This is a genomic window from Arenimonas sp., from assembly GCF_019459675.1.
Classification (GTDB): Bacteria; Pseudomonadota; Gammaproteobacteria; order Xanthomonadales; family Xanthomonadaceae; genus Arenimonas.
The window spans coordinates 1-6,093 of sequence record NZ_JAIBFH010000162.1 but is presented as its reverse complement, the minus strand read 5'-3'; the positions used below and the strand labels follow the sequence as shown (position 1 = coordinate 6,093).

Below are 6,093 nucleotides of genomic sequence, written 5' to 3'. Positions count from 1 at the left end.
AGAAGATGGTGACGGTGTCGCCTTCCACCACGCCCGCGTCCAGCCGCACGTGCGCCGACGGCTCGGGCAGGCGCAGGGTTTCGATCTTGCCCGAGCCGGGCAGGAAGTTCTGCGACGGGTATTCGGCGTACAGGCGCACTTCGATGGCGTGGACATGGCTGCGTACTTCGTCCTGTCGCAGCGCCAGCGGCTCGCCGGCGGCGATGCGCAGCTGCCATTCCACCAGGTCCAGGCCGGTCACCAGTTCGGTCACCGGGTGCTCCACCTGCAGGCGCGTGTTGATTTCCATGAAGTAGAAATCGCCGTCCGCGCCGACGATGAATTCCACCGTGCCGGCGTTGACGTAATCAATGGCGTGCGCGGCCTGCACGGCGGCGGCGCCCATGCGCGCGCGCAGTTCGGGCGTGAGGAAGGGCGAGGGCGATTCCTCCACCACCTTCTGGTAGCGGCGCTGCGCCGAGCACTCGCGTTCGTTGAGGTGGATGACGCTGCCGTGGCTGTCGCCGAACACCTGGATTTCGATGTGGCGCGGTTCGCGTATATAGCGCTCGATCAGCACGCGGTCGCGGCCGAAGGCGCTGGCGGCTTCGCGCTGGCACGATTCAAGCGCGGCCGCGAAGCCGGCGCTGTCGTGCACGATGCGCATGCCCTTGCCGCCGCCGCCATGGGCGGCCTTGATCATCTGCGGGTAGCCGACGCGGTCGGCTTCGCGCTGCAGGTGCGCGGGGTCCTGGTCTTCGCCGGTGTAGCCGGGCACCACGGGCACGCCGCGCTCGGCCATCAGCTGCTTGGCGCCGGCCTTGCTGCCCATCTTGCGCATTGACGCGGCCTTGGGTCCGATGAACACCAGGCCCGCGGCTTCCACGGCTTGCGCGAAGTCGGCGTTCTCGGACAGGAAGCCGTAGCCCGGATGGATGGCCTGCGCGCCGGACTGCCTGGCCACTTCAATGATGGCGTCGCTGCGCAGGTAGCTGTCCTGCGGCCGCGGGCCGCCGATCGGCCAGGCTTCGTCGGCCAGGCGCGCATGTTGGGACGCCATGTCGGCTTCCGAATACACGGCCACGGTGCGGATGCCCAGGCGGCGGCAGGTGCGGATCACCCGGCAGGCGATCTCGCCGCGATTGGCGATCAGTATCTTGGTGAACATCAGTTCGGAATCCAGTTCGGGGCGCGCTTGTCGAGGAAGGCAGCCAGGCCTTCCTGGCCTTCGGGCGAAACGCGGAGGCGGGCGATCAGGGCGGCGTTTTCGGCGTCCTGCTTTTCCGAGGCGGCGCGGGTCATGCCGGCGCTGCGCAGGGCCAGCTGTTTGGCTTCGCGCTGGGCCAGCGGGCCGCCCTTGAGCCAGAAGTGCAGGGTGCGGTCCACCGCATCGGCCAGCGTGCCCGCGGGGGCCACGGCGTGCAGCAGGCCAATGGCCAGCGCGTCCGGCGCGTCGATGACGTCGGCGCCGGTGAACAGGCGGCGCGCGTGGCGGCCGCCGATGGCCGCCACCACGTAGGGCGAGATCACGGCGGGCACCAGTCCCAGCTTCACTTCCGACAGCGAGAACTTCGCGCCTTCGGCCGCCACGGCGTAGTCGCAGCAGGCCACCAGGCCGACGCCGCCACCGTAGGCGGAACCGTTCACCTTGGCCAGGGTGGGCTTGGACAGGTAGTTCAGGGTGCGCATCAGCTTGGCCAGGCGCAGTGAATCCTCGCGGTTTTCTTCCTCGCTGGCCTGCGCCATGCGGCGCATCCAGCCCAAGTCGGCGCCGGCCGAGAAGGTGCTGCCGTCGCCGGTCAGCACCACGGCGCGCACGGTGTCGTCGGCATCCAGGGCTTCGAGTGCGGCCGTGAGTTCGGCGATCAGCCCGTCGTCGAACGCGTTGTGGACCGACGGGCGGGCCAGCGTGAGGGTGGCGACGGCGCGGTGGTGGTCCAGGCGAATGGTTTGGGTCATGCGATCCCCCGGGGGCAGGGCGCCATGATAGCGGCTGACCCCACGAACCCGGCAGCAGGGCGGCTATCGCTGGCGGGGAATAGGGTTTATGATGAGAATCATTCGCATTAACGGAATGTTCCCATGCTGCTTTCCGATCTGCCTTCCGGTTCCGACGCCATCGTCGAAAGCGTGCAGGACGTTGCCCCGGGCGACGCCGTTGCGCGCCGGCTGCGCGACCTGGGCTTCGTCGCCGGCGAAGCCATTCGACTGCTCACGCGCGGCCCGATGGGCGGTGACCCGCTGCTGGTGCAGGTGGGTTTCACCCGCTTTGCGATGCGCGGCGGTGAAGCGGCGCGCATCCGCCTGAGGCGAAATGACGGCTGAGTCCGCCACGCTCAACATAGCGCTGGTCGGCAGCCCGAACTGCGGCAAGACGGCGCTCTTCAACCGCCTTACCGGCAGCCGGCAGAAGGTCGCCAACTACGCTGGCGTCACGGTCGAGCGCAAGGAAGGGCAGTTCAACACGCCCGCGGGCCGCCGCGTGCGCGTGCTCGACCTGCCCGGCGCCTACAGCCTGGACGCCAACAGCCCCGACGAGGCGATCACCCGCGACCTGTGCCGCGGCACGCTGGTGGGCGAGGCGCGCCCGGACCTGCTGGTGTGCGTGGTGGACGCCACCAACCTGCGCCTGCACCTGCGCTTCGTGCTGGAGCTGCGGCGCCTGGGCCAGCCGATGCTGCTGGTGCTGAACCTGATGGACCAGGCCAGGCGCCGCGGCATCGTCATCGACACCGCGCTGCTTCAGCAGCGACTGGGCATGCCGGTGATCGAAACGGTGGCCATCAAGACCGGCGGCACGCAGGCCCTGCTGGCGGCCCTGGACGAAACGGCTCCGGCGCCGGGCGCGGTGGAGGACCACGACGACAGCGACCTGCATGCCCAGGTGGCCGCGCTGCTGGCCGAAGCCGTCACCATGCCCGAACGCACCGACCGGCTGGACGACCGGCTGGATCGCTGGCTGCTGCACCCGGTGTTCGGGCTGGTGATCCTGGCGGGGGTGATGTTCCTGATGTTCCAGGCCGTGTTCGCCTGGGCGGCGCCGGTGCAGGACCTGTTCGCCGGCGGCATCGCCAGCCTGGGTGCGCAGCTGGGTCAATGGCTGCCTGAAGGGCCGGTGCGCAGCCTGGTGCAGGACGGCCTGTTCGCCGGGCTGGGCACGGTGGTGGAGTTCCTGCCGCAGATCCTGCTGCTGTTCGCCTTCATCCTGGCGCTGGAGGAATCGGGCTACCTGCCGCGCGCGGCCTTCCTGCTGGATCGTCCCATGCGCGCATCGGGGCTGACCGGGCGTTCGTTCATTCCCCTGCTTTCCAGCTTCGCCTGCGCCATCCCCGGCATCATGGCCACGCGCTCGATCCAGGACCCGCGCGACCGCCTGACCACCATCCTGGTGGCGCCGCTGATGACCTGTTCGGCGCGGCTGCCGGTGTACACGCTGCTGATCAGCGCCTTCATCCCGCGCCAGGAAGTGCTGGGCGTGTTCAACCTGCAGGGCCTGGTGATGTTCGCGCTGTACGCCGCGGGCATCGTCAGCGCGCTGGGTGCGGCCTGGGTGATCAAGGCGCTGCGCCGCGACGACGGCGAACACGTGCTGCTGCTCGAGCTGCCGGGCTACCGCCTGCCGCAGCTGCGCGACCTGGCCATCGGACTGTGGGAGCGCGCCAGCATCTTCCTGCGCCGCGTCACCGGCATCATCCTGTCGCTGACGGTGCTGCTGTGGTTCCTGTCGTCGTATCCGTCGCCGCCCGAGGGCGCGGTGGGGCCGGCGATCGACTACAGTCTGGCCGGGCGCATCGGCCACTGGATGCAGCCGTTCTTCGCGCCCATCGGCTTCAACTGGCAGATCTGCATCGCCCTGATCCCGGGCCTGGCCGCGCGTGAAGTGGCGGTGGCCGCGCTGGCGACGGTTTACGCCATTTCCGCCAGCGGCGACGACGCCGCAGCGCAGGCGCTGTCCCCGCTGATCGCGGCCGACTGGTCGGTGGCCACCGCGCTGTCGCTGCTGGTCTGGTACGTGTACGCGCCGCAGTGCCTGTCCACGATCGCCGTGATCAAGCGCGAAACCAACAGCTGGAAGCAGGCGGGTATCGCTACGTTCTACCTGTTCGCATTGGCGTACCTGGCTTCCTTCATCACCTACCAGACCGCGGCGGCTTTGCTGTGAGCGCGCTGCTGCAGGGGCTGGTGGTGGCGGCCGTGGTGGCGTGGGCGGCGCTGTCGCTGCTGCGCCAGCTGTGGCCGCGCGGCGCCTGGCAGGCGCAGGCGCGGGTTTCGTATGCGCTTGAGCGCGAAGGGCGGCCCGCGTGGCTCAAGCGCGTGGGCTTCGCCCTGCGGCCGCCAATGCAGGCCACGCAGGCGGCCTGCGGCAGCGGCTGCTCGAGCTGCAAGGCCTGCAAGTAGCCCGCCGGGCTACATCCGGAAGACGCCGAAGCGCTCTTTCTCGATCGGGGCGTTAAGGCTGGCCGACAGGGCCAGGCCCAGCACCCGGCGGGTGTCGGCGGGATCAATGATGCCGTCGTCCCACAGGCGCGCGGTGGCGTAGTAGGGGTGGCCCTGGCGCTCGTACTGGTCACGGATGGGCGCCTTGAACGCTTCTTCTTCCTCGGCGCTCCAGGCCTTGCCCGCAGCTTCGATACCGTCGCGCTTCACGGTGGCCAGCACGCTGGCCGCCTGTTCGCCACCCATCACGCTGATGCGCGCGTTGGGCCAGGTCCACAGGAAGCGGGCGCCGTAGGCGCGGCCGCACATGGCGTAGTTGCCGGCGCCGAAACTGCCGCCGATCACCACCGTGAACTTGGGCACGTGCGAGCAGGCCACGGCGGTCACCATCTTGGCGCCGTCCTTGGCGATGCCGGCGTTCTCGTACTTCTTGCCGACCATGAAGCCGGTGATGTTCTGCAGGAACACCAGCGGGATGTCGCGCTGGTTGCACAGCTCGATGAAGTGCGTGCCCTTGAGCGCGCTTTCGGCAAACAGGATGCCGTTGTTGGCGACGATGCCCACCGGATAGCCGTGGATATGCGCGAAGCCGCACACCAGGGTCTTGCCGTAGCGCGCCTTGAACTCCTGGAACTCGCTGCCGTCCACCACGCGGGCGATGATTTCGCGGATGTCGAAGGGCTTGCGGGTGTCCCTGGGGATGACGCCGTACAGCTCTTCGGGCGCGTACTTCGGTTCGCTGGGCGGCTGTACGGCCACCGGCAGGGTCTTGCGGCGGTTGAGGTGTCTGACGATGTCGCGGGCGATCTGCAGCGCGTGCGGATCGTTCTCGGCAAGGTGGTCGGCCACGCCCGACACCGAGGTGTGCACGTCGGCGCCGCCCAGGGATTGGGCGTCCACCACTTCACCCGTGGCGGCCTTCACCAGGGGCGGGCCGCCCAGGAAGATGGTGCCCTGGTCCTTGACGATGATCGACTCGTCGCACATCGCCGGCACGTAGGCGCCGCCGGCGGTGCAGCTGCCCATCACCACGGCGATCTGCGGAATGTTCTTTGCGCTGAGCCGGGCCTGGTTGTAGAAGATGCGGCCGAAGTGCTCGCGGTCCGGAAACACCTCGTCCTGCAGCGGCAGGAAGGCGCCGCCGGAATCGACCAGGTAGACGCAGGGCAGGTGGTTCTCCAGGGCGATTTCCTGGGCACGCAGGTGCTTTTTCACCGTCATCGGGAAGTAGGTGCCGCCCTTGACCGTGGCGTCGTTGGCCACCACCACCACTTCGGTGCCGTGGATGCGGCCGATGCCGGTGATGACGCCGGCGGCCGGCGCGGAATCGTCGTACATGCCGCCGGCGGCCATGGCCGACAGCTCCAGGAAGGGCGAGCCGGGATCGAGCAGCGCGCTGATGCGGTCGCGCGGCAGCAGCTTGCCGCGCTCGGTGTGCTTGCGGCGGGCGCTGTCGCCGCCGCCCAGGGCGACCTTCGTCAGCTGGGCCTCGAAGTCGGCTACGGTCGCGCGCAGCTGCGCGGCGTTGTCCTGGAATTCCGGGGCGCGGGTGTCGATCTGGCTGGTGATGATGGGCATGGGCGGCCGCTGGCTGGTGAAGGCGTCGAGTTTACGTTCCGGGGCCAGCCCAGCCTAGCGTGGGCCGCACAAAAGAAAACGGGCGCGACTTGCGTCGCG

6 protein-coding genes are annotated in these 6,093 nt (G+C 69.1%); 3 read left to right on the top strand and 3 right to left on the bottom strand.

Annotated features, from left to right (window positions below; translation table 11 throughout):
- Nucleotides 1-1,147: biotin carboxylase N-terminal domain-containing protein (locus K0M70_RS05785; protein ID WP_290780489.1), on the bottom strand; the 1,147-nt coding region annotated here is incomplete at its 3' end.
- On the bottom strand, nucleotides 1,147-1,938 hold the full coding sequence (locus K0M70_RS05780; protein WP_290780487.1) for an enoyl-CoA hydratase-related protein: 792 nt from the start codon (nucleotides 1,936-1,938) through the stop codon (nucleotides 1,147-1,149). The genes K0M70_RS05780 and K0M70_RS05785, both read right to left, overlap by 1 nt.
- Before the next feature lie 123 nt (nucleotides 1,939-2,061).
- Between K0M70_RS05780 and K0M70_RS05775 the strand changes: the two genes are divergently transcribed.
- The 3 genes from K0M70_RS05775 to K0M70_RS05765 are packed head-to-tail and all read left to right on the top strand — an operon-like array spanning nucleotide 2,062 to nucleotide 4,377.
- The gene (locus K0M70_RS05775; protein ID WP_290780484.1) at nucleotides 2,062-2,304 is read left to right on the top strand and encodes a FeoA family protein; all 243 of its coding nucleotides are present in this window, start codon (nucleotides 2,062-2,064) and stop codon (nucleotides 2,302-2,304) included.
- Complete coding sequence (locus K0M70_RS05770) at nucleotides 2,294-4,141, top strand: ferrous iron transporter B (RefSeq protein ID WP_290780481.1); 1,848 nt, start codon at nucleotides 2,294-2,296, stop codon at nucleotides 4,139-4,141. The genes K0M70_RS05775 and K0M70_RS05770 overlap by 11 nt, the downstream gene beginning before the upstream one ends.
- Nucleotides 4,138-4,377: a DUF6587 family protein gene (locus K0M70_RS05765; protein WP_290780479.1), complete on the top strand. Its 240-nt coding sequence runs from the start codon at nucleotides 4,138-4,140 to the stop codon at nucleotides 4,375-4,377. The genes K0M70_RS05770 and K0M70_RS05765 overlap by 4 nt, the downstream gene beginning before the upstream one ends.
- A gap of 9 nt (nucleotides 4,378-4,386) precedes the next feature.
- Here K0M70_RS05765 and K0M70_RS05760 read toward each other — a convergent pair whose 3' ends face one another.
- Nucleotides 4,387-5,994, bottom strand: coding sequence for a carboxyl transferase domain-containing protein (locus K0M70_RS05760; protein WP_290780477.1), 1,608 nt, complete (start codon nucleotides 5,992-5,994; stop codon nucleotides 4,387-4,389).
- Between the last annotated feature and the right edge of the window lie 99 nt (nucleotides 5,995-6,093).